Consider the following 26484-nt stretch of genomic DNA (forward strand, 5'->3'; position numbering starts at 1 on the left):
TTGCCAGGGGTGACTAGGGTGCGGCGCATGACACAGCAGCTCAGGCGGACGCTCGGGGTCTTTGACGCGGTCGTGATCGGGCTCGGGTCGATGGTGGGCGCCGGGATCTTCGTGGCGCTGGGGCCGGCGGCCGGGGCCGCCGGGTCGGGGTTGTTGTTGGGTCTGGGGCTCGCTGCCGTGGTCGCTTACTGCAATGCCATGTCATCTGCCCGGCTCGCCGCCGTCTACCCCACCTCGGGCGGCACGTACGTCTACGCACGGGAACGACTCGGCCCCTTCTGGGGCTACCTCGCCGGGTGGGCGTTCGTCGTCGGGAAGACGGCGTCCTGCGCGGCGATGGCGCTGACGGTCGGGGCGTACGTCTGGCCGGAGCAGGCGCACGCGGTGGCCGTTGCCTCGGTCGTGGCGCTGACCGCCGTGAACTATCGCGGTGTCCAGAAGTCGGCGTGGCTGACGCGGGTCGTCGTGGCGGTCGTACTCGCCGTCCTCGCGGCGGTGGTGGTCTCCTCTCTCGGCTCGCCCCGGGCCGACCTGGGGCGACTGGGCTGGGACGGTGACGTTTCGGCGGGTGGGGTGTTCCAAGCCGCCGGGCTGCTGTTCTTCGCCTTCGCTGGCTACGCGCGGATCGCCACGCTGGGCGAGGAGGTGCGGGACCCGGCCCGGACGATCCCGCGGGCCGTCCCCCTGGCGCTGGGCATCGCTCTGGTCGTCTATGCGGCCGTCGCTGTGGCCGTCCTCTCTGTGCTGGGGCCGGTGGCGCTGGGTCGGTCGGGTGCTCCGCTCGCTGACGCGGTGCGCGCCGCGGGCGCTGACTGGTTGGTGCCGGTGGTGCGGGTCGGCGCCGTCGTCGCGGCGCTCGGCTCGCTCCTCGCGCTGATCCTCGGGGTGTCCCGCACGACACTGGCGATGTCACGGGACGGGCATCTGCCGGGCGCGCTCTCCGCCGTCCATCCGCGCTTCCAGGTGCCGCACCGGGCGGAGGTGGCGGTCGGTCTGGTCGTCGCGGTGGTGGCGGCGACGGCGGACGTGCGGGGAGCGATCGGCTTCTCGTCATTCGGAGTGCTGCTGTACTACACCCTGGCCAACGCGTCGGCGTGGACGCTCTGTTCCGGACCCCCGGCAGGTACACCCGTTCGTGTGACGAAGGCGCGTACGAGGGTTGAGCGAGTGACGGCCGACGGCGGGCCGGCAGGGCGGGCGTGGGTCGTGCGGGCCACCGCGGTCTGCGGGGCCGTCGGCTGTGTGGCGCTGGCCTTCGCCCTGCCCGGGCCGTCCGTGGCCGCCGGGACCGCCGTGGTGGCGCTGGGGGCACTGCTCTACGTCGTACGCAAGAAGACGCAGAAGCAATAGGGAACGCGGAAGCAGACGTAGAACGGGCGCGGGCACATGGCGGCAGCTCCGGTCCACGAGAGGCCGGCGGGCCGGATCGGCGGGCCCGGGTCAAGGGCTCAGGTCAGCGGGCGGGTCAGCAGGCTCAGGTCAGCGGGTGGCGAACGGCTGGTCCGTGGGGACGATCTCCTTGCCCAGCGGCATCAGGGAGACCGGAATCAGCTTGAAGTTCGCGATGCCCAGCGGGATGCCGATGATGGTGATGCAGAGGGCGACCCCGGTGACGATGTGCCCCAGCGCCAGCCACCAGCCCGCCAGGATCAGCCACAACACGTTCCCGACGCAGGACGGTGCGCCCGCGTCGCGCCGGTCCACCACCGTGTAGCCGAAGGGCCAGAGGGCGTAGATCCCGATGCGGAAGGCGGCGAGCCCGAAGGGGATGCCGATGATCGTGATGCACAGCAGCAACCCGGCGAGCACGTACCCCAGGAACATCCAGAAGCCGCAGAGTATGAGCCAGATGATGTTCAGAATCGTCTTCATGGACGTCGACCTGCCATCTCTTCGAGTCGGGCGATGCGCTCGGCCATGGGTGGGTGGGTGGAGAAGAGCTTGGCTCCCTTGCCCGGGCGGAAGGGGTTCGCGATCATCATGTGGCTCGCGGTCTCCAGTCGGGGCTCGGGCGGCAGCGGCAGCTGCTTCGTGCCGGCGTCGAGCTTGCGCAGCGCGCTGGCGAGGGCGAGCGGATCGCCGGTGAGCTGGGCTCCGGACGCGTCCGCCTCGTACTCCCTGGAACGGCTGACCGCGAGCTGGATGATGGCCGCGGCCACCGGCCCCAGGATCATGATCAGCAGCATGCCGAGGAGGCCCGGGCCGTCGTCGTCCGAGCGTCCGACGGGGATCAGCCAGGCGAAGTGCACCAGGAACATCACCACGGAGGCGAGGGCGCCGGCGACGGACGAGATCAGGATGTCGCGGTTGTACACGTGACTCAGCTCGTGGCCGATGACGCCGCGCAGCTCCCGTTCGTCGAGGATCTGGAGGATGCCCTCCGTGCAGCACACGGCGGCGTTCCGGGGATTGCGGCCGGTGGCGAAGGCGTTCGGCGCCTGGGTCGGGGAGATGTAGAGGCGCGGCATCGGCTGGCGGGCGGCGGTGGAGAGCTCGCGGACCATTCGGTAGAGACCGGGGGCTTCGAACTCGCTGACCGGGCGGGCGCGCATGGCCCGCAGGGCGAGCTTGTCGCTGTTCCAGTACGCGTACGCGTTGGTGCCGATCGCCACGAGGAGGGCGACGATCAGGCCCGTACGGCCGAAGAAACTGCCGATGACGAGGATGAGTGCGGACAGTCCCCCGAGGAGTACGGCGGTCTTCAGCCCATTGTGCCGGCGGTGCACGGTACGCCCTCCAGGTGGTGCGGCAGGGGAACCCTCTTGCGTCGTGGTGCTCCACTCTCCAGTGGACCCTTCTGTACTGGTCAACGCCAGGCGAGGGGGGCGAGTTCCCTGGTGCTCCGGCGGGCGTCCCGGCCATCCGGGTGACGGCCGGGACCGTCGTCGCCGGTCGGGGCCGTCACCGCGGCTCGCGTCCTCAGAACAGGTCGACGGCCGCGAAGCGCAGGACGAGCTGCGGGTAGCCGGACAGGACGACGCCCGCCACGGCGGTCAGCGCCAGTGCGGCGGCGAGGGACCGGGGCACGGCCGGCGCGCCGCCCGCCACCGTGGCCGAGCCCTCGGAAGCGGCGCCTGCGCCGGCTCCCTCCGGGGCTCGGAAGAGGATCGCGGTCCAGCGCAGGTAGTAGTAGAGCGCGATGACGACGTTGACGGCCATGACCACGGCCAGCCAGCCCAGGCCCGCGTCGACGGCCGAGGAGAAGACGGTCACCTTGGCGAAGAGGCCGATGATGCCCGGCGGCAGCCCGGCGAGGCACAGCAGGAAGAAGCCCATGGTCAGGGCGGTCACCGGGCGGGTCGCGTACAGGCCGCGGTAGTCGGAGATCCGGTTCAGCCGGTGCGTGCGGGCGACCAGCGCGGCCACGGCGAAGGCGCCGAGGTTCACCACGGCGTACATCAGCGCGTACGCGACCGTGGAGCCGATCTGGTGGTCGCTGGAGTACGCGGCGGCCGCGATCGGCACCAGGATGTAGCCCGCCTGTGCGACGGACGACCAGGCCAGGAGGCGGACGGCGCTCCACGCACGCGTGGCGGACTGGCGCAGGGCGGCGACGTTGCCGGCGGTCATGGTGACGGCGGCGAGGACGGCGAGGGCCGGGCCCCACACGTTCGCGTACCCCGGGAAGCCGATGACGGTGATCACCACGAGGCCGGAGAAGCCCACCGCCTTGCCGACGACGGAGAGGTAGCCGGCGACGGGCAGCGGCGCCCCCACGTAGGTCTCGGGCACCCAGAAGTGGAAGGGGACGGCCGCCGTCTTGAAGGCGAAGCCGATGAGGGTGAGGGCGACTCCGGCCTTGGCGAGGGTGTCCAGTTGCCCGGGTACGTCGGCGACGGCGATCTGGGTGAGGTGGAGGCTGCCGGTGGACGCGTACACGAAGCTCACGCCGAGCAGCGTCACGGCCGTCGCGGTGACCGAGGACAGGAAGAACTTCAGGGCCGCCTCGCTGGAGAGGCGGTCGCCGCGGCGCAGGCCGACGAGGGCGAAGGCGGGCAGGGAGGCGACTTCGAGGGCGACGACCAGGGTGGCGAGGTCGCGGGAGGCGGGGAGCAGGGCGGCGCCCGCGGCGGACGCGAGCAGCAGGAACCAGAACTCGCCCGCGGGAAGTTTCCGCCGGGTCTCCTGGAGCGACAGCAGTGCGGTCAGCAGTGCGCCGCCGAGGACCAGCAGTTGGATCGCGAGGGTGAAGCGGTCCGCGGTGTAGCTGCAGGTGGTGGTGGAGGTGGTGAGGCAGAACGTGCTGCGGTCGCCGGCGCGCAGCGGTACGAGGGAGACGAGGGCGAGGCCCAGGCCGGCGACGGCGCCGATGCCGAGGAGGCCCTTGCCCCGCTCGGGGACGAAGAGGTCGGCGACGAGGAGGAGCAGCGCGACGGCGGCCGTGATCGTCGGTGGTGCGATCGTGACCCAGTCGACGTTCTGGACGAGGCTGGCGACCCCGCCGGTGCCGCCGTCGGACGCCGCCAGGTGGGCCGCCGCGGGGGCCGTGCCGGTAGCGATGGTCACGAGGTGCCTCCCGAGAGGAGCTTCTGCACGGCCGGGTCGGTGAGGCCGAGGAGGACCGCGGGCCACAGCCCGGCGATGACGGTGAGGGCGACGAGCGGGGTCCACGCGGCGAACTCGTACGTCTGCACGTCGGCGATGGGCTTGACCTCGGCGTCCCCTTCGGCCGGCGCGGGCACGCCCATGCACACGCGGCGGACGACGATCAGGAGGTACGCGGCGGTGAGCAGGGTGCCGAATCCGCCGATCGCCATGAAGGTGAGGAAGGCGGGGCGGTTGAGGCCGGGGGCTGGGTCGAAGGCGCCGAAGAGCGCCAGCATCTCGCCCCAGAAGCCGGCGAGGCCGGGCAGTCCGAGGGAGGCGACGGCGGCGAAGGCGAGGAGGGCGCCGAGGCGGGGCGCGCGGCCGTAGAGGGCGGCGCCGGTGGCGCCGGCGAGGGTGTCGAGGTCGGCGGTGCCGTAGCGGTCCTTGACCGCGCCGACGAGGAAGAACAGCAGGCCGGTGATGAGTCCGTGGGCGATGTTGGCGAAGAGCGCGCCGTTGACGCCGGTGGGGGTCATGGTGGCGATGCCGAGGAGCACGAAGCCCATGTGGCCGACGGACGAGTACGCGATCAGGCGCTTCAGGTCGCCGGCGGCGCCGTTCTTGACGAGGGCGAGGCAGGCGAGGGACCCGTAGATGATGCCGACGACGGCGAAGGCTGCGAGGTAGGGCGCGAAGGTCAGCATGCCGTCGGGCGCGACCGGCAGGACGATCCGGACGAATCCGTACGTTCCCATCTTCAGCAGGACGCCGGCGAGCAGGACGGAGCCGACGGTCGGCGCTGCGGTGTGGGCGTCGGGCAGCCAGCTGTGCAGCGGCCACATCGGGGTCTTGACCGCGAGGCCGAGCCCGATCGCCAAAACGGCGATGACCTGCGTGGACGTGGTCAGCCCACGGCCGTTGTCAGTGGCGAGTGCCACCATGTCGAACGTGCCCGACTTCAGGCCGATCAGCAGGAAGCCGAGCAGCATGACGACCGAGCCGAGCAGCGTGTAGAGGATGAACTTCCAGGCGGCGGCCTGCCGGCCCTCGCCGCCCCAGCGGGCGATGAGGAAGTACATCGGGATGAGCACCATCTCGAAGGCCAGGAAGAACAGCAGCAGGTCGAGGACCGCGAAGGTCGCGAGGGTCCCCGATTCGAGGACGAGCAGCAGCGCGACGAACGCCTTCGGGGACGGCCCCGTCGGCATCTTGAAGTAGCTGTACAGCGCGCACAGGAAGGTCAGCAGCGCGGTCAGGACCAGGAGGGGGAGGGAAATGCCGTCGATGCCGAGGTGGATGCGCACGTCGAGTGCGGGGATCCAGCTGATGTCCGTGCTGGCCTGCATCTTCGACGGTTGGTCGTGGTCGAAGCCGATGACGAGCAGGATCGCGGCGGCCAGCACCGCGCCCGTGACGGTCACGCCGTGGCGCAGCACCGCCTGGTCCGGGTTCTTGCCCCGCAGCCCGGGCGGCGCGGGCAGCAGGGCGGCCGCGGCCCCGATGAGCGGCCCCACGACGACGAACGCGAGGAGGAACTGCATCACGGACTCGCTGATATCGATCACGGCTCACGACCCCGCGTTGACGTTGGACAGGACGACCACGGCGATCACCAGCACGACGGTGCCCGCGAGCAGTGCGCTGACGTAGGTCTGCACGTTGCCGGTCTGTGCGCGGCGGACGAGCCAGCCGAGCGCGTTGGTGCCGGTGGCCGCTGCGCGCACGTAGGTGTCGATCACCTCGCGGTCGAGGAAGCGGACCAGGCGTGCGCCGGCGAGGACGGGTCGGACGAAGAGCGCGTGGTAGACGGCGTCGAGGTGGAAGCCGCTGGCCGCGTGGCGGTGGAGCGGGCCGAGCAGCATCCGGCCCGGGTCCGCGGGGTCGGGGGCCGAGGCGGGCGATCCGTAGGCCGGGGTGTGGGCCGCGATGGCCTCCGCTTCGACGGCGTACGGCGCGGCGTCCGGGTGGGCGACGACGGCCCCTTCGGGGGTACGGGTCTGGAGCGCGGCGGCGCGGGGGCGCAGGGAGTGCCAGGCCGCGTAGGTCACCGCGGCGCCGATGACGGCGGTGCCGGTGCCGAGGACGGCGGTGGTCACGGTGGGGGCGAGGCCCTGCCCGTCGAACCAGCCGTCGAAGTAGCCGAAGGTCGCGCCGAATCCGAGGGAGGGGATCGCGAGGAGCCACAGGACGGAGGTGATGGCGAGGGGTTCGCGGCCGTGGTCGGGGGCTTCGGCGCCCTGGCCGCGGAAGGCCAGCAGCCACAGCCGGGTCGCGTACGCGGCGGTGAGCAGGGCGGCGACCAGACCGGCGATCAGTACGGTCCAGCCCGCGGCGCCGGGCGCGGTGTTGGACTCGCCGAGCGCGGTGTGTTCGGCGGCGACGAGGACGGCTTCCTTGGTGAAGAAGCCGGCGAAGGGGGGTACGGCGGCGAGCGCGAGCAGGGCGATCGTCATCGTCCAGAAGGCGTCGGGAGTACGGCGGGCCAGTCCGCTGGTCCTGGACATGACGGCCAGGGAGTTGGTGCCGGCGGCGTGGATGACCGCGCCGGCGGCGAGGAACAACAGCGCCTTGAAGGCGCCGTGGGACAGGAGGTGGAAGACGGCGGCACCGCGGTCGCCGACGGCGAGCGCACCCGCCATGTAGCCGAGTTGGCCGATGGTCGAGTAGGCGAGGACCCGTTTGATGTCGTCCTGGGCGAGGGCGGCGAGGCCCGAGCCGACCATGGTGACGGCGGCCATCACGGCGAGGACGGTGAGTGCGGCGGCGGAGGCGGCGAAGACGGGCAGCAGCCGGGCGACGAAGTAGATGCCGGCGGCGACCATCGTCGCGGCGTGGATCAGCGCGGAGACGGGCGTGGGGCCGGCCATCGCGTCGGGCAGCCAGGTGTGCAGCGGGAACTGCGCCGACTTGCCCGCCACGCCGGCGAGCAGCAGCAGCGCCACGAGGGTGGGGTGGTCGAGCCCGCCGTCGGCGACGGTGTCGAGGATCCCGGTGATCCGGAAGGTGCCGGCGTCGGTCGCGAGGGCGAACAGCCCGATCAGGAAGGGGACGTCGCCGAGCTTGGTGACGAGGAACGCCTTCAGTGAGGCCGCACGCGCCTCGGGCGTCTCCCAGTAGTGCCCCACGAGGAAGTACGAGCAGATGCCCATGATCTCCCAGCCGACCAGGAGCACCATCAGGTCGCCGGAGTAGACGACGAGCAGCATCGCGGAGGTGAAGAGGGAGACGAGGGCCGCGTAGGAGGGGTAGCGGGGGTCGTCGCGCAGGTAGGCGGTCGAGTAGATCTGCACGCACGAGGCGACGACGCCGACGAGGACCGCGACGAGGACGGCGAAGCCGTCGAGGTAGAGGGCGAGGTCGATGGGGACGGACCCGGTCGGGGTGAGCTGGGTCGCGGCCGAGATCGGCCCTTCGCCGCCCTGCCGGACGGCGACGACGGCCGCGAGGACCGCGGAGGCCAGGATCGGCAGGACGGCGAGGGGGCGGACGAAGCCGGGGGCGGTGCGGCCGAGCAGCAGTCCGGCGACGGCGCCGATGAAGGGGAGGAGGGGGACGAGGACGGCGAGGGTGGTGGTGGTCACGCGGTGGCCTCGGCCTTCTGCGTCGCCGGGGCGGCGGAGTCCGGGGTGGTGGTCAGGGCGTCGAGGGCGCCGGGGTCGTCGTCGCCGGGGCCTTCGGCGGTGTCGCGGAGCCGGTCGACGTCCGAGGTGCCGCGGTTGCGGTACACCATCAGCACGATCGCCAGTCCGATGCCGATCTCGGCGGCGGCGATGGCGATGGTGAAGAGGGTGAGGGCCTGGCCGGAGTGCAGGGCGTCCCGGAGCCAGACGTCGAAGGCGACGAGGTTGAGGTTGACGGCGTTGAGCATCAGCTCGACGGACATCAGGACGAGGATCGCGTTGCGGCGGGCGAGCACGCCGTAGACGCCGATGCAGAAGAGGAGGACGGAGAGCACGGCGGGGTAGGCGAGGTGCATCAGTCGTCCCCCTCGGTGTCGGAGGCGGCGGGGACCGGGCCGTGGGCGGGGCCTGCGGCGTCGGTCGCCGCGGCGCGCCTGCGGGACAGCACGATGGCGCCCACGAGGGCCGCGAGCAGCAGTACGGACAGCGCCTCGAACGGCAGCACCCAGTGCCGGAAGAGGATCTCGCCGGCCACCTTCGTGGACCCCTGGGCCGGCCCGTCGAGGTCGATCCAGGTGGTGCGGAAGGCGTCCACGACCACCCAGACCAGGGCGACGGCGGAGGTGGCAGCGACCGCGAGGGCGGCCGGGCGGTTGCCGGAGTCGGCGTCCGGGGAGCGGCCGATGGGCGCCCTGGTGAGCATCAGCCCGAAGAGGAGGAGGACGACCACGGAACCGACGTAGATCAGGACCTGCACCCAAGCGATGAACTCCGCCGTGAGCAGCAGGTACTCGACGGCGAGGCCGCCGAGGGCGACCACCAGCCACAGGGCGGCGTGCACGAGTTGGCGGGTGGTGACGGTCATGACGGCCGCGCCGAGGGTGACGAGGCCGACGAGGAGGAAGGCGATCTCCACGCCCGTGGGCGACAGGAAGCCCTGGGGTGCGGTGGCGGCGAGGAGGTTCACGCGGCGCCTCCCCCGGGGGACGCGGGCCCGTCCGGCGTGCCCTCGCCCCGAGTTCCGTCGCCCGGAGCGTCGGTGTTCGGACCTCCGGTGTTCGGGGCGCCGTCGCCCGGGGCTTCCGTCTCCTTGGCGCGGGCGGCGGCGAGCTTGTCGGCGGCCTTGCGCGCGGCGGCGACTTCCTTCGGCTCCTCCGCCGCGGCGTCGAGCGCGGGCGGCGCGGGCACCGTCCACATCCACTCGCGGAGCTTGTCGCGCTCGTGGGTGAGGTCGCGGATGTCCGTCTCCGCGTACTCGAACTCCGGCGACCAGAACAGCGCGTCGAAGGGGCAGACCTCGATGCAGATGCCGCAGTACATGCAGAGCGAGAAGTCGATGGCGAAGCGGTCGAGCACGTTGCGGCTGCGCTCGCGCCCGCCGGGGGCCGCGGCGGGGACCGTCTCCTTGTGGGAGTCGATGTAGATGCACCAGTCGGGGCACTCGCGGGCGCACAGCATGCAGACCGTGCAGTTCTCCTCGAACAGCCCGATCACCCCGCGGGTGCGGGGCGGCAGTTCGGGCTGCACGTCCGGGTACTGCGCGGTGACGGACTTCCTCGTCATCGTGCGCAGGGTGACGGCGAGCCCCTTGGCCAGGCCGGAGCCGGGGATCGGGGACATGGTCAGATCACCACCTTCACGATGCCCGTGAGGGCGATCTGGGCGAGGGCGAGCGGGACGAGGGTGGTCCAGGCGAGGCGCTGGAGCTGGTCCTCGCGCATCCGCGGGTACGACACCCGGAGCCAGATCACGACGAACGCGAGCACGGCGGTCTTGAGCAGCGTCCAGACCCAGCCGAGCCCGTCGGCGCCGAACGGGCCGTGCCAGCCGCCGAGGAAGAGGACGGTGGTCAGCCCGCACAGGACGACGATGCCGGCGTACTCGGCGAGCAGGAACAGCGCGAACCGCAGCCCGGTGTACTCGGTGTACGCACCGAAGATGATCTCCGAGTCGGCGACCGGCATGTCGAAGGGCGGGCGCTGGAGCTCGGCGAGGCCGGCGACGAAGAAGACGAGGGCGCCCACGATCTGCCAGGGCAGCCACCACCACTCGAAGGCGTCGAGGATCCCCGGCAGCGAGACCGTGCCCGCGGCCATCGCGACCGAGGCCGCGGCGAGCAGCATCGGCAGTTCGTACGCCAGTAGCTGGGCGGCCGTGCGCAACCCGCCGAGCAGGGAGAACTTGTTGGCCGACGCCCAACCCGCCATCAGGGAGCCGAGCACGCTCACGCCCATGACCGCGAGGACGAAGAAGATGCCGGCGTCGACGACCTGGCCGACCGCGCCCTCGCCGGGGCCGATCGGGATCACCAGGAGCACGAGGAGGTACGGCAGCAGGGCGACGGCGGGCGCGAGCTGGAAGACGCGCCGGTCGGCACCGGCCGGGACGACGTCCTCCTTCTGCGCGAACTTCACGCCGTCCGCGACGAGCTGTGCCCAGCCGTGGAAGCCGCCGGCGTACATCGGACCGAGCCGCCCCTGCATGTGGGCCATGACCTTGTGCTCGGTCTGGCCGACGAGCAGGGGGAAGACCAAGAACACGGCGAAGACGACGAGGAGGCGGACGAGGACGTCGAGAGCGTCGTTCACGTGGGGTCGCCTCCGGCGGTGTCGTCCGTGCCGCTGTCCGGAGCCTTGCCCGTGCTGTCGGAGCCTTGGTCTTGGCCCTCGCTCTCGGCCCTGTCGGCGGCGGAGGCGGCTTCGTCGTCGTTGCCGGTGTCGCTGCTGGTGGCGTCGTCCGCGTGGTCCGGGCCCTTCGGGCCCGCCTCGGTGTCGTCGAAGGCGGGGCGCGCGTGGTGCCAGGGCGCGTCCGAGCTGCGGGTGCGCGACTCCGCTGCCCCGGATTCGGGTCCGGACCCGGATTCGGGTGCGGGCTCCGGCGTACGCGGTGCGGCGGCGCGCTGGCTCGCGGACCCCTCGCCGACGCTACGGCTGCGCCGCGGACCTGCGCCACCGGCCGGCTGGCTCGCCGAGCCGTCCGCGGCACTGCGGTTGCGGCGTGGGCCGGCGGCGCCGGAGGTCTGGCTCGCCGAGCCGTCCGCGGCACTGCGGTTGCGGCGTGGGCCGGCGGCGCCGGAGGTCTGGCTGGCGGAGCCGTCCGCAGCGCTGCGCGTACGGCGCGGGGCCTTGGGTGCCTCGCCCGTACCGCCCGGCGTACCGCCCGTACCGGCAGATTCCACCGGAGCCGTCGGTTCCGGTGCTGCCGTCGATTCCGTCGGGGCGGGCGCGGACTGGCTCGCCGAGCCCTCCCCCGCGGTACGGGTACGGCGTACGGGACGCTCGGCGGCGCCCGCGCCCGCCGCGCGGGCCGCCCTCGCCGGGCGCGCCGGCGCGGGCGGGAGCTGGCCCTTGAGCGGGCCCCATTCGTTCGGGTCGGGCACGCCCGGCGGCAGCATCTGACGGCGCTTGGGGCCGTGCGCCCCCGCCGCGGACTCGCCCGGCTCCTTCGCCCCCGGCCACGCCTTCGCGACCCGCGCGGCCAGGACGAAGTCCTTGCGCAGCGGATGCCCCTCGAAACCCTCCGGCAGGAGCAGCGGCGCCGGGTGCGGGTGTCCGGTGAAGGTGACGCCGAACATCTCGTGCGTCTCGCGTTCGTGCCACTCCGCGCCCGCGTACACGTGCACGGCGGTGGGCAGGGCGGGGGCGTCGTGCGGGACGGTCGTCCGCAGCAGCAGCCGGCGTACCCGGACGGCGCCGCCCGCGCCGCCGCCCGCCTCGGCCCCGACGGAGACGACGTGCGCGCAGACGCGGAAGCCGGTGCCCGGCTCGTCGACCGCGCTCAGCCAGTCGAAGTAGGTGCAGCCCAGTTCGTCGCGCGCGGTTTCGAGGGCGGCGATCCAGGACCCGGCGGGCACGTCGACCGTGAGCAGGTCGTACGCGGACTCGGCCGTGGCGTCCGGCCCGAAGACCTCGGTGACGGCGTCGGGCAGCCGGTCGTACGCGGTCATGCGCCGCCTCCCGCACCCGGCGCGGCCGGCGGGGTGACCAGGCCGCTGCGGAGTTCGGCGACGGAGGAACGCGCTCCGCCCGTTCCGTACCGCTCGCCGAGCGATTCGCGGGCGATCTTCTCCTGGAGCTTGAGGATGCCTTGGAGCAGCGCCTCGGGCCGCGGCGGGCAGCCGGGCACGTACACGTCCACGGGGATGATCTGGTCGACGCCCTTGGTCACGGAGTACGAGTCCCAGTACGGCCCGCCGCAGTTGGAGCAGGCGCCGAAGGAGATCACGTACTTGGGCTCGGGCATCTGCTCGTACAGCCGCTTCACCGCGGGGGCCATCTTGTCCGTCACCGTGCCGGAGACGACCATCAGGTCCGCCTGGCGCGGGCCGGGCGCGAACGGGATCACCCCGAGCCGGATGAAGTCGTGGCGGGACATCGAGGCGGCGATGAACTCGATGGCGCAGCAGGCGAGCCCGAAGTTGAAGACCCAGAGGCTGTAGCGACGGCCCCAGTTGAGGACCACCTTCATCGGCTCGGGCGCCAGCCGGGAGAGGACCCCCAGTCGCTTCGGCTCGGGCAGCAGCTCCGGCGCGTCGGGCGGGGGCGGGGTCACGTCCATGTGAGGACGCCCTTCTTCCATGCGTACAGCAGTCCCACGGCCAGGAAGCCGAGGAAGATGAACATCTCGACGAGGGTCGTCGCTCCGTATCCCGCCGCCGCGAAGACCGTGGCCCAGGGGAAGAGGAAGATCGAGTCGACGGCGAAGATCACGTACAGGAAGGCGTACACGTAGTAGCGGACCTGGGTGTGGGCCCAGCCCTCGCCGACCGGGTCGACGCCGCACTCGTAGGTGAGCAGCTTCTCCGGGGTCGGCACGACGGGCCGCAGCAGACGTCCCGCGCCGAAGGCGACCGCGACGAAGATCACTCCGATGAGCGCGAGGAGTCCGACGACGGAGTAGCTGGCGAAGTAGTCGGACTGCTGCTCCGCCGCGAGCACGGTCGTGGTCGCGGTGGTGGTGGCGGTCACGGCCACGGTCGGTTCCGGCACCTCAGCCCCTCGCTCCCTGACTCGTCAGCCTCGTCAAGCTCGTCAACCCCGTCAGCAACGTCGGCACCGGCAGTCTGGCCAACTTCGTGGACCTTGGAAAGAACGCGTGGATCCGTGGCCGCGCGGGTCCGGGAATCTGGGGAGGTTCTCAGAATCCCTGGTCCCGCGGGTACGCGATCCCTGGTTTCGTACGCACGGGAGTCTAGGCCCTGCTAAAGGGCGCGTAAGCAGTCGCATCGGTGCGGGGTGGGGTTAACCCCACCTCAGGGCACCGCCCTTCCCCATGGCGCCGCGCGGTCCGGGCAGGCACGCTGGCCGGTATGACCGCCAGTGACTTCGCTTCCGATCCCGCGCCGGGCCCGGCGCCGGGCGCCGTTCCCTCTGCACCCCGGGGCGGGGCCGACGCCGGAGCGCCGCCGCCGGTGGGCTTCGCCTACGACGGCCGCACCTGGCGCGAGATCGCGCACCTGCTGGCGAACTTCCCGTTGGCGCTGTTCGGTTTTCTTTACGTGGTGTTCATGATCGTCGTGGGGGCGGCACTCACGCTGACCGTCGTCGGGCTGCCGATGCTGGCCTTGGGGCTGGCCGGGGCCCGGGCGCTGGCGGGGGCGGAGCGCACGCGGGCCCGGGCGCTCCTGGGCGTACGGGTGGAGGAGCCGAGTCCGTTGCGGGACGCCCAGCCGGAGGCGGGGTTCTTCGTCTGGCTGTGGACGAGCTTGAAGGACCCCGTGGGCTGGCGTGCGGTGTTGTACTTCGCGATACGGCTGCCGTGGGGCGTGGTGACGTTCGCCGTGATGCTGCTCTCGCTGGTGGCGCTGTGGCCGGTGCTGGGGTTCCTGGCGCGCGGGCTGGCGAACGCGGACCGCGTGATGGTGCGGGGGCTGCTGTCGCCGTCCGACGAGTTGGAGCGCCGGATCGCCGAGTTGGAGTCGGACCGGGGCGTCGTGGTGGACACCGCGGCGGCCGACCTGCGGCGCATCGAACGGGACCTGCACGACGGGGCGCAGGCCCGGCTGGTGGCGCTCGCGATGGGGCTGGGGCTGGCGAAGGAGAAGCTGCTGGAGGACCCGGACGCGGCGGCGGCCATGGTCGACGAGGCCCACGGCGAGGTGAAGCTCGCCCTGCAAGAGCTGCGCGACCTGGCCCGCGGCATCCACCCCGCCATCCTCACCGACCGCGGACTCGACGCCGCCCTCTCCGCCGTCGCCACCCGGTGTACGGCTCCGGTGACGGTCTCGGTCGATCTGACGGAGCGGCCGGCGGAGGCGATCGAGGGGATCGCGTACTTCACCGTCTCCGAGCTGCTCCAGAACGTCAGCAAGCACGCCCGGGCCCGGCAGGCGTCGGTCGAGGTGTGGCGCAGCGAGAACCGTCTGATGATCCAGGTCACGGACGACGGGAAGGGCGGCGCGCGGCTGGACGGCGGGACGGGCATGGCGGGGCTCGCCGAGCGGCTGGGGGCGGTCGACGGGCTGTTCGTGCTGGAGTCGCCGGCGGACGGGGGCACGACGGTGACGGTGGAGGTGCCGTGGCGTGACCGGTCGACGTCGGCGTGACCAGCCCGGGGCGGGTGACCGGTCGGGGACGGGTCATCCGTCGGGGACGGGTCATCGGTCGGGGACGGGTCATCGGTCGGCGGCGCGACCGCGCGGCGACGGGGGACCTGCTGAGGGGGCGCGACCGCGCGGCGACGGATGGACGGCTGCGGGGGCGGGCGGAGGGTTCGGCGCGGGCCCGGAGCCCCCGAGGTAGGGAAAACCCCCCTGTGAAGACGGCACTGGCCCTCATGGTGCGGCCGGGTCCCGACCGCGCATCCTGATTGTCATGACAGCAGCCCACCCTGGAGAACGGACGAGACAGATGGCCACGAACCACCGGGCGGAGCGGTACGACCAGCGCGCCGAGCGCCGTCACGCGGTGCCCGCCGTGCTGCGGGCTCCCTTCGAGGGGCGGACGTGGCGCGAGTTCTGGTACTTGATGCTGAACCTGCCGATCAGCATCAGTCTCTTCGTCTTCGCGGTCGTGGGCCTGGCGACGGGCGCGGGGCTGTTGATCACCTTCATAGGCGTCCCGGTCCTCGCGGCGACGCTCGCGGGGTGCCGGGCCTTCGGTTCGCTGGAGCGCAGCCGAGCGCGGTTCCTGTTGGGGCTGGAGGTGGAGGAGCCGGAGCCGCTGAGGCCGAAGGCGCGGGGGCTGATGGCCTGGCTGGGCGCGATCTTGAAGAGCGGGACGTCCTGGCGGCACGTGTTGTACGCGGTGCTCCACTTCCCCTGGGCGGTGACGGCGTTCGCGTCCGTGCTCGCCGCGTGGACGGCGGGCTGGGGCCTGTTCCTGTACCCGCTGTGGCAGTGGATCTTCCCGAGGTACGCGGACGTGCCGGGCATCCAGCTCTACGGGGACGGCAAGGGGAACAACTTCTACCTGGACACCCCCTTCGAGATCGCCACCACGTCCGCCGGCGGGCTCGTCCTGGTGCTGGTGACGGCCTGGACGATCCGTGGGTTCGCGTACGTGGACCGGGTGCTGGTCGCCGGGCTGCTGGGGCCGTCGCGGCTGGCGGCCCGCGTGGTGGAGCTGGAGTCGGACCGGGGCGTCGTGGTGGACACCGCGGCGGCCGACCTGCGGCGGATAGAACGCGACCTGCACGACGGGGCACAGGCCCGGCTGGTGGCGCTCGCCATGGATCTGGGGCTGGCGAAGGAGAAGCTGCTGGAGGACCCGGACGCGGCGGCGGCCATGGTCGACGAGGCCCACGGCGAGGTGAAGCTCGCCCTGCAAGAGCTGCGCGACCTGGCCCGCGGCATCCACCCCGCCATCCTCACCGACCGCGGACTCGACGCCGCCCTCTCCGCCGTCGCCACCCGGTGCAGCGTGCCGGTGCGGGTGGAGGTGGACCTTCCGTACCGGCCGGCCGCGGCGATCGAGGGCATCGCGTACTTCACCGTCTCCGAACTGCTCCAGAACATCAGCAAGCACGCCCGGGCCCGGCAAGCGTCCGTCGAGGTGTGGCGCAGCGAGAACCGCCTGATGATCCAGGTCACGGACGACGGGAAGGGCGGCGCGGACGTGACCGCGGGCAGTGGCCTCGCGGGGCTGGCGGAGCGGCTGGACGCGGTCGACGGCATCCTCGCCCTGGACTCGCCGGTCGGCGGCCCCACGACGGTGACGGCCGAGTTGCCCTGGCGGGGCTGAGACCCCCGCTGGGGCCCGGCCCCGCTGACCGCCGCGGGCAAGTTATCCACAGGCTCGCCCGGCTCGATCCGAATCCTGGGATGCTGTTGGTCACGAGGCCAGCAGGCCAGTACGGATCGACAGGGGGAACGGGGCTGTGGTGGACGAGCGGGTGCGGGTGGTCATCGCCGAGGATTCAGTGCTCTTGCGGGAGGGCCTGACGCGGCTGTTGACCGACCGTGGACATGAGGTGGTCGCCGGGGTCGGCGACGGGCAGGCGCTGGTCAAGACGGTCGCCGAGTTGGCCGCCGCGCAGGCGCTGCCCGATGTGGTCGTGGCCGACGTGCGGATGCCCCCGACGCACACGGACGAAGGCGTGCGCGCCGCGGTGGAGCTGCGCCGGGAGCACCCGGGGATAGGGGTCCTGGTCCTCTCCCAGTACGTGGAGGAGCAGTACGCGACGGAGCTGTTGGCGGGCAGCAGCCGGGGCGTGGGGTATCTGCTGAAGGACCGCGTGGCCGAGGTGCGGGAGTTCGTGGACGCGGTGGTGCGGGTCGCCAAGGGGGGCACGGCGCTGGACCCCGAGGTGGTGGCGCAGTTGCTGGGGCGCAGCCGCAAGCAGGACGTCCTGGCGAAGCTGACGCCGCGCGAGCGCGAGGTGCTGGTGCTGATGGCGGAGGGGCGGACGAATTCCGCGATCGCGAAGCAGCTGGTGGTGAGTGACGGCGCGGTCGAGAAGCACGTGAGCAACATCTTCCAGAAGCTCGGGCTGTCCCCGAGTGACGGGGATCACCGTCGCGTCCTGGCCGTGCTCACGTATCTCAATTCCTGACCGGTCGACTGCCTGTCAGAAATCTTGCAGGCCCGCCGAGCCGATAAAGCAGGACTGGTCCTACGTCTAAAGGATGAGCGGAAAGAGGTCGAGGCACACTCTGCAAAGAGTGGGGCGAATTACCACAAAAGGGGACGCCGCAGTGTCTCATTTTCCGGTCCAGCATATGAGCGATCCAGGGAAGGCCACCCTAACCAACGTAGGGTGGCACGTGGAACGGTCGGTGGGACGGCCGGTCCGAGCAGCCGCCTCAAGGGAGGTCCAGTTCAGTGACCAGCCAGGTCAGTAGCCCAGCCGAGCACGCCGACGAGGCCGACGGCGTCAGTGCGGCCGGCGACGCCCAAGAGGCGCTCGTCGGTGGACAGCGCCACTCAGGTACCGACGCGCCCGGCACCGCAGCGGCTGCCGCGGCCAAGGAAGTCCGCAAGGTCGACCGGGTCATCATCCGGTTCGCCGGCGACTCCGGCGACGGCATGCAGCTCACCGGCGACCGGTTCACGTCGGAGACGGCGTCGTTCGGAAACGATCTGTCCACGCTGCCGAACTTCCCCGCCGAGATCCGCGCCCCTGCCGGGACCCTGCCCGGCGTGTCCAGCTTCCAGCTGCACTTCGCGGACCACGACATCCTCACCCCGGGCGACGCGCCGAACGTGCTGGTGGCGATGAACCCGGCCGCCCTCAAGGCGAACATCGGCGACGTGCCGCGCGGCGGCGAGATCATCGTCAACACCGACGAGTTCGCCAAGCGGGCCATGGCCAAGGTCGGCTACGACGCCTCTCCGCTGGAAGACGGCTCGCTGGACGGCTACCAGGTCCACCCCGTGCCGCTGACGACGTTGACGATCGAGGCGCTGAAGGAGTTCGGCCTGTCCCGCAAGGAGGCCGAGCGTTCGAAGAACATGTTCGCGCTGGGCCTGCTGAGCTGGATGTACCACCGGCCCACCGAGGGCACCGAGGCGTTCTTGCGCACCAAGTTCGCCAAGAAGCCGCAGATCGCCGAGGCGAACATCGCCGCCTTCCGCGCCGGGTGGAACTTCGGCGAGACGACGGAGGACTTCGCCGTCTCCTACGAGGTCGCGCCGGCGAGCGCCGCCTTCCCCACCGGCACCTACCGCAACATCTCCGGGAACCTCGCCCTGTCCTACGGCCTGATCGCCGCCGGCCAGCAGGCGGACCTGCCGCTGTACCTGGGCTCGTACCCGATCACCCCGGCCTCCGACATCCTGCACGAGCTGTCCAAGCACAAGAACTTCCGAGTGCGGACCTTCCAGGCCGAGGACGAGATCGCCGGCATCGGCGCGGCGCTCGGTGCCGCCTTCGGCGGGGCGCTCGCGGTGACGACGACCTCCGGCCCGGGCGTGGCCCTGAAGTCGGAGACCATCGGGCTCGCCGTCTCGTTGGAGCTGCCGCTGCTGATCGTGGACATCCAGCGCGGCGGCCCGTCCACGGGGCTGCCGACCAAGACGGAGCAGGCCGACCTCCTCCAGGCGATGTACGGGCGCAACGGCGAGGCGCCGGTGCCGGTCGTCGCCCCGCGCACCCCGGCGGACTGCTTCGACGCCGCCCTGGACGCCGCCCGGATCGCCCTGGAGTACCGCACCCCGGTGTTCCTGCTCTCCGACGGCTACCTCGCCAACGGCTCCGAGCCCTGGCGGGTGCCGGAGGTGGACGAACTGCCCGACCTGCGCGTCCAGTTCGCGACCGGGCCGAACCACCAGCTGGCCGACGGCACCGAGGTGTTCTGGCCCTACAAGCGCGACCCGCAGACGCTGGCGCGCCCCTGGGCCGTGCCCGGCACCCCCGGCCTCGAACACCGCATCGGCGGCATCGAGAAGCAGGACGGCACGGGGAACATCTCCTACGACCCGGCGAACCACGACTTCATGGTCCGCACCCGCCAGGCCAAGGTGGACGGCATCGCGGTCCCGGACCTCGCGGTCGACGACCCGGACGGCGCCACGACCCTGGTGCTGGGTTGGGGCTCCACCTACGGGCCGATCACGGCCGCGGTGCGCCGGCTGCGCGCCGAGGGCGTGCCGATCGCCCAGGCGCACCTGCGCCACCTCAACCCCTTCCCGGCGAACCTCGGGGACGTCCTCGGCCGGTACGCCAAGGTCGTGGTCCCGGAGATGAACCTCGGCCAGCTCGCCACCCTGATCCGGGCGAAGTACCTGGTCGACGCCGTCAGTTACAACCAGGTCAACGGCATGCCGTTCAAGGCCGAGCAGCTGGCCACGGCCCTCAAGGAGGCCATCGATGACTGAGACCGTGCACAGTGCGCCCAGCCTGCTCTCCCTGGTGCCCAAGGCCGAGGCCAAGCAGTCCATGAAGGACTTCAAGTCCGACCAGGAAGTGCGCTGGTGCCCCGGCTGCGGTGACTACGCGATCCTCGCCGCCGTCCAGGGCTTCATGCCGGAGCTGGGCCTGGCGAAGGAGAACATCACCTTCGTCTCGGGCATCGGTTGCTCGTCCCGCTTCCCGTACTACATGAACACCTACGGGATGCACTCCATCCACGGCCGCGCCCCGGCCATCGCCACCGGGCTGGCGTCCTCCCGGCGCGATCTGAGCGTCTGGGTCGTCACCGGTGACGGCGACGCGCTCTCCATCGGCGGCAATCACCTCATCCACGCCCTGCGGCGCAATGTGAACTTGAAGATCCTGCTGTTCAACAACCGGATCTACGGTCTGACGAAGGGCCAGTACAGCCCCACCTCCGAGGTCGGCAAGATCACCAAGTCGACGCCGATGGGCTCCCTGGACGCCCCGTTCAACCCGGTGTCGCTGGCGCTCGGCGCCGAGGCGACGTTCGTGGCCCGTACGGTCGACTCGGACCGCAAGCACCTCACCTCCGTGCTGCGCGCCGCCGCCGACCACGAGGGCACCGCGCTGGTGGAGATCTACCAGAACTGCAACATCTTCAACGACGGCGCCTTCGAGGCCCTCAAGGACAAGGAGCAGGCGCAGGAGGCCGTGATCCGGCTGGAGCACGGAGAGCCGATCCGCTTCGGCACCGACGGCGCCAAGGGCGTCGTCCGCGACCCGGCGACCGGAGACCTCGAAGTCGTCACGGTCACCCCGGAGAACGAGTCCCGGATCCTGGTCCACGACGCGCACAGCGCCTCCCCGACCACTGCGTTCGCGCTCTCCCGGCTCGCCGACCCGGACACCCTGCACCACACCCCGATCGGCGTCCTGCGCTCCGTCGAGCGCCCCGTGTACGACACCTTGATGGCCGACCAGCTCGACCAGGCCGTCGAGCGCAACGGGAAGGGCGACCTCGGCGCGCTGCTCGCGGGCAACGACACCTGGACCGTCGTCGGCTGACCAGAGGCCGATCGGCCCGATCGACCCGGTCGCGAAACCGCCCCTCGCTCCGCCCGGAGCGGGGGGCGGTCTCACATGTCCTTCGTCACCTTCTTGTACGGGCCGAGGAAGCGGAGCCGGCCGCGTTCGGTGCGGTAGGTGAAGAAGCCGTCGGCCGGTTCGACCTTGTTTCCGCCCGCGGGGAAGGCGATCGTCTTGGCCACCCCCTCGTAGCGCACGCTGCCGAGCCGTCGCGCCAGCTCGCCCCGGTCCGCCGCGCGGGCGCCCAGTCGGCGCAGGCCCTCGGCGACGAAGTGGACCGCGTCGTACGCCTCGACGGCGTGCGGCCCGGCGTCCTGCACGCGCCAGCGCTCCCGGAAGGCCGTGCGGAACTCCTGCGCGCGGGGACCCGGCATCTGGGCCGTGTCGACGTAGCCGGTGCCGATGATCCATCCGTCGGCTGCGGTGCCCGCCGCGGTGCGGAAGGCGGGGCCGGCGATCGGTTCGGTGGCGCCCCGCAGCCCGGTGTGGCCGGCGTCGCGCAGCGCGACGGCGCAGCGGGCGGCGCGGGCGGGCGAGTTGCCCGCGTACACGAATCCGTCGGGCCGGGAGGCCACGGCGGCGCGCACGGCGGTGGTGAAGTCGTCGCTGCCGGCGGCGACCGGGACGGCGGTGACCCGGGCCTTGTTCGGCGGGGCGTCGGTGAGCTTCTTGACGATGCTCCAGGCGAAGGCGCCCGCCGCGCGGTCTTCGACGACGGCGACCTGCCGCACTCCGTGGACCTCCAGGTACCGCTTGACCGGGAAGATCAGTTGGCCGTTGTCGGGCCGCAGTTCGAAGTAGGTCGGGCCGACGTCCACGTCGTACAGGTTGGAGCCGAGGGTGACGGTCAACACGGGCAGCGCGGCCGCGGCGTACGTCTTGCCGACGGCCCGGGCGATCTCGACGGTCCCGGGGCCGAGTACGGCGACCACGGCCCGGTCCCCGACGAGGCGGGTCGCGGCGGCGCGCGCCGCGGCGGGCTGCCCCCGGTCGTCGAGGACGGTCAACTCCAGGTCGAAGGGGCGGTCACGGCGGGAGTTGAACGTTTCGACGGCGAGCCGGGCGCCGCGTTCCTGAGCGCGGCCGTGGGCCCTTCCCGGCCCGCTGAGGTCGGTGGCGACGCCGATGCGGTGCCGCGGGAGGGGACCGCCGGGGCCGTCGTCGGCGCGGGCGTCCGGGCGGATCGCCAGCCAGGCGACGGTTCCGGTGGCGGCGGTGGCCACCGCGACGGACCCCAGGGCCAGCAGCCGGCGCCGGGCCGGGCCGCGCGGCGGCCGGGGTGCGTCGTCCGGCCCGATCCGGGTGTCGAGCGCGGCGGCGTCGGGCACTCGGGGGTCGACCGCCGTCGGCGTCGGGACGGGCAGGTCGAGCACCCGGGCGGAGCGCTTCGCGATCAGCGCCGGAAGCCCGTCGGGGAGCCAGTCGGGAGAGTGGTCGGAAGGCGGGCCGAGAAGCAGATCGGCTGGCTCGTCCAACCCCCGCGCGTCGGGCTCCCGCGCGTCCAACCCCCGCGCGTCGGGCCCGTGTCCGGCGGGCGGTGCCAGTGCCGTGGCCACCTCGCGGGCGGTCGGCCGGGCGGACGGGGTCTTCGCGAGGCAGCAGCGCACCAGTTCCAGCAGCCCGTCCGGTACGCCGTCGAGGTCCGCCTCCTCGTGCACGGTGCGATAGACGATCGCGGCGACGGCGCCCGTACCGAACGGGCGCCGCCCGGTGGCCGCGTACGCCAGGACGCAGCCGAGCGCGAAGACGTCGCTCGCCGGGCCGACCTCGCCCGCCCCCGCCAACCGCGCCTGCTCGGGGGCGAGGTAGCCGGGCGAGCCGACCATGACGCCGCTCGCGGTCAGTTCGGTGGCGCCGACGGTGCGGGCGATGCCGAAGTCGATGAGGCGGGGGCCGTCGAGGGCCAGCAGCACGTTGCCCGGTTTGACGTCCCGGTGCACCAGGCCGCCTCGGTGGGCGGCGGCGAGCACCGCGGCGAGCCGGGCGCCGAGGACCCGCACCGTGCGCTCGGGCAGCGGGCCGCACTCGGCCACGGCCTCGCCCAGCGAGGGCCCGGGCACGAACTCGGTGGCGAGCCAGGGCTCGTCGGCCGCCGGATCGGCGTCCACGACCCGTACGACCCAGCGGCCGGTGACCCGCCGGGCCACCGCGACCTCGCGCCGGAAGCGGGCCCGGAAGCCGGGATCGGCGGCGTGCTCGGCCCGGATCGCCTTCAGCGCGACGAGTTCCCCGGCGCCGGAGCGGGCGAGGTACACGACGCCCATGCCGCCGGCCCCGAGGCGGCCGAGCAGACGGTAGCCGGCGACGGACGACGGGTCGGCCGGCTTCAACGGGTCCACGGCCACCGCCTCCGCGCCCCGTGCGCAACGGCCCCGGGCCCGCGAACCGCCCCGCGCGGGGCCACAGGAACCGCGGGCCCGGGCGCGCGAACTCGACGCACGACCGCGAGCCCGCCGGCCGCGGCGCCGGGCACCGGTCCACTGGCCCGACTCGCGGCCGCTGCGCGGCGCACGTCGCACACCGCAGCCTCTGCGCAGCGCACGTCGCACGCCGCGGCGCGGGCGTCCGTCACGGCTTCGTCGCCTTCGGGACGCGGTCGGGTGCGGGCCCCAGAAAGTGGCGTCGGCCGTTCCTGACCTGGAAGAGCTGTGTGCCGAGCAAGGCGAAGTCCCCCGTCTTCGCCTCGAACGCGTAGTTGCCCATGACGCCCTCGTGCCGCGCCTCGCGCAGCGCCACGGCCAGGTCGGCCCGGCGCGGAGCACGACCGCCGCCCGCGCGCACCACGCCCTCCAACGTCTTGATCATCAGGTTGACGCAGTCGAAGGACTCCCCCGCGTAGGGGCCGGGCGGCCTGCCGTACCGCTTCGCGTACGCCGTGCTGAAGGGTGCCGCCTTCGGCCGGGCCGTCGGGTCCGACACGGAGGCGCCGATCACCCACCCCTCGGCGTCGGCCCCGGCCAGCCGGAGGAACTCCGAGCTCAGCGCCGTCGACGTGGCGATCTTCGCTCCCTTGAAGCCCGCGGCCCGGAGCGCGCGGGCCGCCCGCGCCGCTCCGACGGCCGAGCCGCAGTGGACGTAGGTGTCGACCCCGGCCGCCGTCAGTTGCCCGACGACCGGGCGGTAGTCCTCGGCGGACATCGGCACCACCCGCGGCACGACGCGCCCGCCCATCCGGGCCATCCACGTGCGCATGGCCGTGACGTACTCCCAGGAGTACTGGTCGTCGAATCGGTCCTGCACCGCGCCCAGGACCTTGGCGCCCGCCTTCTGCCCGGCGTAGAAGGCCAGTTGGGCGCCCATGAATCCGTGATCGGGGGCGGCCCGCAGGAAGACGCGGTTCTTCTCGTCGATCGGGGAGACGATGCCGACGGAGTTGGCCATCAGGGCGAGCGACGCCTCGTCGTACACGGGCAGGGCCGCCACCGTGGTGTAGTCGCCGGTGGAGCCGAGGACGGCGAGCACGGACGGCTCGTCGGCCAGCCGGCGGGCCGCCGCCGCGGCCCCGGTCGGGTCCCCGGCGTCGTCGACGGTCCGGACGGCGAGGGCGAAGGGCTTGTCCGCGCGGGCGTCGAACTGCTCCACCGCCAGCCGGGCCCCGCGCTCCTGCTCGACGCCGATCTCCTGCTGCGGGCCCGAGAGGTCCGCCTGCACTCCGATCGTCCAACTCGGCCCGCCGGACCCGGCGCCCGAACCGGCCCGCCGCCGCGCGCCGTCGTCCCGCAGCGCCGCCCACAGCCCGCCGCCCCCGGCCGCCACGGCGAGCGCCCCGCCCACGCCCGCGTACAGGAAGGTCCGCCGGCGCCCCGCGGAAGCAGCCGGAACAGCCGGGCCGTCCCGGGGACCGTCCGCCTGCGTCGGGTCGATGCCCGGCAGCGCGAGCAGTGCGGCCGAACGCTCCGCGATGGTGCGTACGACGTCCGGCGGCAGCCAGTCCGCGTCGACGGACGGCGTCGTGGCCCCGGCTGCGGGCGCAACCACCGGCACGTCTACGGACCCTGCTGCGGACCCGGCTCCCGGCTGGTCGCCGTGGCCGGGCGTCAGCCGCTGGGCCACCTCCGTCGCGTCCGGCCGCCGCGCCGGTTCCTTCTCCAGGCACGCCGTGAGCAGCCCCGACAGCCCTTCCGGGACGCCGTCGACGTCGGGTTCGTCGTGCACGGTCCGGTACAGCAGGGCGTCGACCTCGCCGTATCCGAACGGCGGCCGGCCGGTGAGCGCGTACGCCAACAGGCAGCCCAGCGCGAAGACGTCGCTCGCCGGACCGATCTCCGGGCCGCGCGCCTCCGCCTGCTCGGGCGCGAGGAACCCCGGCGTGCCGACCACCACGGACGTGCCGGTGATCGCCGCGCCACCCTCCGTCCCGCCCTCCCTCCCGCCCTCCGTCCCGTCCGCGGCCCGCGCGATCCCGAAGTCGATCAGGCGCGGCCCGTCCACCGCCAGCAGCACGTTCGCCGGCTTGACGTCCCGGTGCACCAGGCCGGCCGCGTGGACCGCAGCCAGCGCCCGCGCGACCGCCGCGCCCAGGATCCGTACGCTCCGCTCCGGCAGCGGCCCGTGCCGCGCCACCGCTTCGGCGAGCGAGGGCCCCGGCACGAAGGCGGTGGCCAGCCAGGGCCGCGGCGCGTCCGGATCGGCCCGGGTGACGGCGGCGGCCCAGGGGCTGGCGACCCGGCGCGCCGCGGCCACCTCGCGCCGGAACCGGGCCCGGAAGTCGGGCCGGTCGGCGAGGTCCGCGAGCGTCACCTTGACGGCGGCCAGCCCGCCCGCGTCCGTACGGCCCAGGTAGACGACGCCCATGCCGCCCGTGCCGAGGCGGCCCAGCAGGCGGTAGCCGCCGACGGTCGACGGATCCGACGGCAGCAACCTGGCGACGGCCCAGGCCGGAAGGCCGTCACCGCCCCGAACCTCGTCGACCCCGTCGTCCGTCGGTTCCCCGTCCCCCGGGCTCATCGGTCGACCTCCGCGCCCAACTCCGTCTCGACCCGCCCCAGCATCGCGACGAACGCCTCCAAGCGCGCCTTGTCGATGTCGTCGTCCCGGTGCCCCTCGGCCCCCTTGGACGTGACGGTGACGGTGACCGGGCCGTAGCGGGCCTGGTACCAGTTGTAGGTGTAGGCGCGGTCGAACTCCGCGTTCTCGTAGTCGCCGGTCTCGAAGACGGAGTCGTCCGCGAGGTCGTTACCCCGGCCGTACCACCTGCCCTGCGACCACAGTTTCTTGACCCGCTCGCCCTCGCGCAGGGTCTGGTCCGGGCAGCGCAAGGTCTCCTCCAGGGTCTCGGCCATGTCCCAGTCGGCGCCGTTCGCGTCGCGGTGGACGTTCACCGTGGCGGCGACGCGGACGGGCCCCTTGCCCGGGCCCGCGGGCAGTTCGCTGTGGGCGGTGAGGCTGTAGAGGACGCCGGCGGGGCGCGGCGCGCGCTGCCAGACGCACTGCTCGTCCAGCACCAGCCAGTGCCCGGGCGGGGTGAGGTGCGGGGTGCGCCGCACATAGCCGGGGCCCCAGGCGTCCGGCCCGGCGACGACCCTCTCCGCCAGCGCGCGGGCCTGCGCTTCCGTACGCGGCACCCGGGCCGGGTCCGGGGTGATGGCCCGGTCGCCCGGGCGCTTCGACGGCTGCCCCGACGGGCGGGCCGACGCACTGGCCGACGCACTGGCCGAGGGGCCTGCGGAGGACCGGCCCGTACGCTCCCCGTCCGCTCCCGCACCGGTGCACCCCACCAGCAGCAGTGCCCCGACCGCGGCGCCGCAGCCGGCCCGCGCCACCGCCCTTCCGTACGCCATGCGGCCCCGCCCCCTGCGTCGGCACGGTCCTCGACCCGACGGTCCCGCGCCGTCGGCGTCGTCCCTCGCTTCCCCGCGTCGCCGATGGTACGACCCGACACCGACAACACGCCTTGCCTGCTTCGGAGTTGGACGCCCCAACCCGTCCGTCCGGTTCCGCGGGCAGTACGCCAGCCCCGCCTGCTCGCACCCACCGGAACCGTCATGACCGTATTCCG

The 26484-nt window shown here is 72.9% G+C and carries 21 protein-coding genes; 6 read left to right on the forward strand and 15 right to left on the reverse strand.

Annotation, left to right across the window (positions count from 1 at the left end; genetic code table 11):
• Positions 1-27: 27 nt before the first annotated feature.
• Complete coding sequence (locus tag ACH4E8_RS05065) at positions 28-1350, forward strand: APC family permease (protein WP_398444384.1); 1323 nt, start codon at positions 28-30, stop codon at positions 1348-1350.
• A 129-nt stretch (positions 1351-1479) separates the two neighbouring features.
• Here ACH4E8_RS05065 and ACH4E8_RS05070 read toward each other — a convergent pair whose 3' ends face one another.
• From ACH4E8_RS05070 to ACH4E8_RS05125, 12 genes are all read right to left on the reverse strand, one after another.
• Entirely contained in the window at positions 1480-1872 is a 393-nt protein-coding gene (locus tag ACH4E8_RS05070; protein ID WP_398444385.1) for a YccF domain-containing protein, read from the reverse strand.
• Complete coding sequence (gene htpX / locus ACH4E8_RS05075; protein ID WP_398444387.1) at positions 1869-2726, reverse strand: zinc metalloprotease HtpX; 858 nt, start codon at positions 2724-2726, stop codon at positions 1869-1871. Before htpX ends, ACH4E8_RS05070 begins: the two co-directional genes overlap by 4 nt.
• Before the next feature lie 193 nt (positions 2727-2919).
• Complete coding sequence (locus tag ACH4E8_RS05080; RefSeq protein ID WP_398444755.1) at positions 2920-4467, reverse strand: NADH-quinone oxidoreductase subunit N; 1548 nt, start codon at positions 4465-4467, stop codon at positions 2920-2922.
• 35 nt (positions 4468-4502) lie between these two features.
• Positions 4503-6092, reverse strand: a complete 1590-nt coding sequence (locus tag ACH4E8_RS05085; RefSeq protein WP_398444389.1) for a NuoM family protein — start codon at positions 6090-6092, stop codon at positions 4503-4505.
• A gap of 3 nt (positions 6093-6095) precedes the next feature.
• Positions 6096-8108, reverse strand: a complete 2013-nt coding sequence (locus tag ACH4E8_RS05090) for an NADH-quinone oxidoreductase subunit L (protein WP_398444391.1) — start codon at positions 8106-8108, stop codon at positions 6096-6098.
• Entirely contained in the window at positions 8105-8503 is a 399-nt protein-coding gene (gene nuoK, locus ACH4E8_RS05095) for an NADH-quinone oxidoreductase subunit NuoK (RefSeq protein WP_398444393.1), read from the reverse strand. Before nuoK ends, ACH4E8_RS05090 begins: the two co-directional genes overlap by 4 nt.
• On the reverse strand, positions 8503-9114 hold the full coding sequence (locus ACH4E8_RS05100; protein WP_398444395.1) for an NADH-quinone oxidoreductase subunit J: 612 nt from the start codon (positions 9112-9114) through the stop codon (positions 8503-8505). Before ACH4E8_RS05100 ends, nuoK begins: the two co-directional genes overlap by 1 nt.
• A complete protein-coding gene (locus tag ACH4E8_RS05105) occupies positions 9111-9767 on the reverse strand; it encodes a NuoI/complex I 23 kDa subunit family protein (protein WP_398444398.1) in 657 nt (218 codons plus the stop codon). Before ACH4E8_RS05105 ends, ACH4E8_RS05100 begins: the two co-directional genes overlap by 4 nt.
• 2 nt (positions 9768-9769) lie before the next feature.
• Entirely contained in the window at positions 9770-10735 is a 966-nt protein-coding gene (locus tag ACH4E8_RS05110) for an NADH-quinone oxidoreductase subunit H (protein WP_398444400.1), read from the reverse strand.
• A complete protein-coding gene (locus ACH4E8_RS05115) occupies positions 10732-12093 on the reverse strand; it encodes an NADH-quinone oxidoreductase subunit C (RefSeq protein ID WP_398444402.1) in 1362 nt (453 codons plus the stop codon). Before ACH4E8_RS05115 ends, ACH4E8_RS05110 begins: the two co-directional genes overlap by 4 nt.
• Entirely contained in the window at positions 12090-12704 is a 615-nt protein-coding gene (locus ACH4E8_RS05120; protein ID WP_398444404.1) for an NADH-quinone oxidoreductase subunit B, read from the reverse strand. The genes ACH4E8_RS05115 and ACH4E8_RS05120 overlap by 4 nt, the downstream gene beginning before the upstream one ends.
• Complete coding sequence (locus tag ACH4E8_RS05125) at positions 12695-13135, reverse strand: NADH-quinone oxidoreductase subunit A (protein ID WP_398444406.1); 441 nt, start codon at positions 13133-13135, stop codon at positions 12695-12697. Before ACH4E8_RS05125 ends, ACH4E8_RS05120 begins: the two co-directional genes overlap by 10 nt.
• A 320-nt stretch (positions 13136-13455) precedes the next feature.
• Here ACH4E8_RS05125 and ACH4E8_RS05130 point away from each other — a divergent pair, with 320 nt between their 5' ends.
• From ACH4E8_RS05130 to ACH4E8_RS05150, 5 genes are all read left to right on the forward strand, one after another.
• Positions 13456-14691, forward strand: a complete 1236-nt coding sequence (locus ACH4E8_RS05130; RefSeq protein WP_398444408.1) for a sensor histidine kinase — start codon at positions 13456-13458, stop codon at positions 14689-14691.
• Between the two features lie 304 nt (positions 14692-14995).
• Entirely contained in the window at positions 14996-16327 is a 1332-nt protein-coding gene (locus ACH4E8_RS05135) for a sensor histidine kinase (RefSeq protein WP_398444410.1), read from the forward strand.
• A 151-nt stretch (positions 16328-16478) separates the two neighbouring features.
• Positions 16479-17138, forward strand: a complete 660-nt coding sequence (locus ACH4E8_RS05140; protein WP_398444757.1) for a LuxR C-terminal-related transcriptional regulator — start codon at positions 16479-16481, stop codon at positions 17136-17138.
• A gap of 269 nt (positions 17139-17407) precedes the next feature.
• Entirely contained in the window at positions 17408-19402 is a 1995-nt protein-coding gene (locus ACH4E8_RS05145) for a 2-oxoacid:acceptor oxidoreductase subunit alpha (protein WP_398444412.1), read from the forward strand.
• Positions 19395-20465, forward strand: coding sequence for a 2-oxoacid:ferredoxin oxidoreductase subunit beta (locus ACH4E8_RS05150; RefSeq protein ID WP_398444414.1), 1071 nt, complete (start codon positions 19395-19397; stop codon positions 20463-20465). The genes ACH4E8_RS05145 and ACH4E8_RS05150 overlap by 8 nt, the downstream gene beginning before the upstream one ends.
• 71 nt (positions 20466-20536) lie before the next feature.
• Here the strand turns inward: ACH4E8_RS05150 and ACH4E8_RS05155 are convergent, their stop codons facing one another.
• The 3 genes from ACH4E8_RS05155 to ACH4E8_RS05165 all read right to left on the reverse strand — a co-directional run bounded on the left by ACH4E8_RS05155 (position 20537) and on the right by ACH4E8_RS05165 (position 26266).
• Positions 20537-22825 carry a bifunctional serine/threonine-protein kinase/ABC transporter substrate-binding protein gene (locus tag ACH4E8_RS05155; RefSeq protein WP_398444416.1) on the reverse strand — a complete coding sequence of 763 codons (2289 nt, stop codon included), beginning with the start codon at positions 22823-22825 and terminating at the stop codon, positions 20537-20539.
• A gap of 229 nt (positions 22826-23054) precedes the next feature.
• Positions 23055-25433: a bifunctional serine/threonine-protein kinase/ABC transporter substrate-binding protein gene (locus ACH4E8_RS05160; protein WP_398444417.1), complete on the reverse strand. Its 2379-nt coding sequence runs from the start codon at positions 25431-25433 to the stop codon at positions 23055-23057.
• On the reverse strand, positions 25430-26266 hold the full coding sequence (locus tag ACH4E8_RS05165; protein WP_398444419.1) for a hypothetical protein: 837 nt from the start codon (positions 26264-26266) through the stop codon (positions 25430-25432). The genes ACH4E8_RS05160 and ACH4E8_RS05165 overlap by 4 nt, the downstream gene beginning before the upstream one ends.
• Between the last annotated feature and the right edge of the window lie 218 nt (positions 26267-26484).

Origin of the sequence: Streptomyces sp. NPDC017979, from assembly GCF_044328175.1 — a bacterium.
Classification (GTDB): domain Bacteria; phylum Actinomycetota; class Actinomycetes; order Streptomycetales; family Streptomycetaceae; genus Streptomyces.